At 62.3% G+C, this 1,699-nt stretch carries 2 protein-coding genes; both read left to right on the forward strand.

Annotated features, from left to right (window positions below):
* The first annotated feature begins 107 nt into the window (after nt 1–107).
* Nucleotides 108–1,004 (forward strand): LysR family transcriptional regulator, encoded by an 897-nt coding sequence (locus ACW9JE_RS30580; protein ID WP_224536173.1) that lies wholly within the window; start codon nt 108–110, stop codon nt 1,002–1,004.
* Between the two features lie 10 nt (nt 1,005–1,014).
* Entirely contained in the window at nt 1,015–1,611 is a 597-nt protein-coding gene (locus ACW9JE_RS30585) for a tRNA-uridine aminocarboxypropyltransferase (protein WP_457434886.1), read from the forward strand.
* Nucleotides 1,612–1,699 lie beyond the last annotated feature (88 nt).

Below are 1,699 nucleotides of genomic sequence, written 5' to 3' on the forward strand. Positions count from 1 at the left end.
GCAGCCGGACGCAGGCTTCGCCAGCTGCTACAGGTCCTGCGGCGGCTTAACTGACAGGCATTAGGGCTTACCCCCCTAGCCACAAAAGCAATATCCGGAGCCCTTGCATGGCCAACGCTTTACCCGACCTGAAACTATTGCGCATCTTCGTCAGCGTGGTGCGGCATCAGGGATTTGCCAATGCCCAGCAGGAGCTCAACCTCTCTACGTCGGCCATTAGCACCTACATGAGCCAGCTCGAGTCGGCCCTGGGCCTGGTGCTGTGCCATCGTGGGCGCGGTGGTTTCAGCCTGACCAGCAAGGGTGAGTTGTTCCATCAGGAGACCCTGCGTCTTTTAGGTGAGCTGGAAGGATTCGAGCAGTACGCCGCCGCGCTCAAGGGCGAATTGCGCGGCACGCTGAACCTTGGGGTGATCGACTCGACGGTCAGCGACAAGGCCCTGCCGTTCGCCGAAGCCATCGGCGCCTACAGCCAGGAACACCCGGCGGTACACCTGCACTTGTCGGTGATGAGTCCCTACGAACTGCAACTGGGCGTCCAGGACAACCGCCTGGACTTGGCCATCGGCGCTTTTTCCACGCGCATGAGCGGTCTGGTGTACATGCCGCTGTACCGCGAACAGCACTGGCTGTATTGCAGCAACCGGCACCCGCTGTTCAATGAGCGGCGCATTCCCGAGCAGGTCATCACCCAACAGCGCATGGTCGGTCGCGGCTACTGGAGCCAGGCGGAACTCGCGCGTCACGGCTTCAAGCACAGCGCGGCGACGGTGGAGAGTATGGAAGCGCAGCTGATTCTGGTGCTGTCCGGCGCCTACATCGGCTATTTGCCCGAGCACTATGCCCAGGCCTGGGCCGACAAGGGCGATCTGCGTGTGCTGCTGCCGGCCACCTTCGGTTATCAGGCACCGTTCTCGATGATCGTGCGTCGTGGCCGCAGCCGCGAGCCGCTGATCCAGACCTTCCGCGATCTGCTCAAAGCGCAGCTGAACCAGGCGACTTGAGGAACGCACCATGTCCAGAATTCAATGTTCGCGCTGCCTGCGTCCGCAAAGCCACTGCCTCTGCCCGCTGATCCCCAGCCTCGACAGTCGTACCCGGGTGTTGCTGTTGCAGCATCCCAGTGAAGTGAATCATGCGCTGAATACGGCGCGGCTGGCGGCACTGGGTTTGACCAACGCCGAGTTGATCGTCGGCGAGGTATTCGAGGATTTGCCCCGGTTGTTGAATCAGCCGGGATATCGGGCTCGGTTGCTGTTTCCCGGTGACGAAGCGCAGCCGATGCAGGGATATGCCGAATCAGAGGAGCCGTTGCTGCTGGTGGTCCCGGACGGCACCTGGCGCAAGGCGCGCAAGATGCTGCACCTCAATCCGCTGCTGGCGGCATTGCCCAGGGTGACCCTGGCGGAGGGTGGCGTGTCCCGGTATCGGTTGCGCAAGGCACCGGGGCCGGGAGCGTTGTCGACGGTGGAGGCGATCGTGCAGGCGTTGCAAGTGCTGGAAGCGCCGGCTTCGTTCGAGCCGCTGTTGAAGCCGTTCGAGGCGTTGATCGAGGGGCAGATTGCGGCGATGGGGGAGGAGACCTTTCAGCGTAATCATGGGCCGAAATAGTCGTTGTCTGTGCCGGCCTCTTCGCGGGCAAGCCCGCTCCCACAGTGTCCGTGTCGAACCCAAATTCTGCGAACACCACAAAACCTGT

Source organism: Pseudomonas sp. SDO55104_S430 (genome assembly GCF_054070595.1).